This window comes from Shewanella sp. S1-49-MNA-CIBAN-0167 (genome assembly GCF_040310145.1).
GTDB lineage: Bacteria > Pseudomonadota > Gammaproteobacteria > Enterobacterales > Shewanellaceae > Shewanella > Shewanella psychromarinicola.
Window position 1 is genome coordinate 1 of the sequence record NZ_JBEOPO010000486.1, and the last position, 237, is coordinate 237.

1 pseudogene is annotated in these 237 nt (G+C 43.5%); it reads right to left on the reverse strand.

Annotated features, from left to right (window positions below):
- Nucleotides 1-237 (reverse strand): annotated as a pseudogene (locus tag AAEZ00_RS22110) (branched-chain amino acid aminotransferase); the annotation flags it as partial.

The following is a 237-nucleotide window of genomic DNA, read 5'->3' on the forward strand; positions in this document are numbered from 1 at the left end:
TGCAGTAACGTTGCCTTTTTGTAGCTCAGTAAACAGCTTATAAATACGCTGAATATTAGGACCTACCTTACCGTCGCCAACGGTCAAAACCCGACCATCTTCGAAGATATATGAACTGACAGGCGATACCACCGCAGCAGTACCAAATCCACCCGCTTCAATAATTTCACCCGCTTCAATATCAGCAATGAATTTATCTAACATCACCGTTTCTTGTCTCACTTCACAACCCAGCAT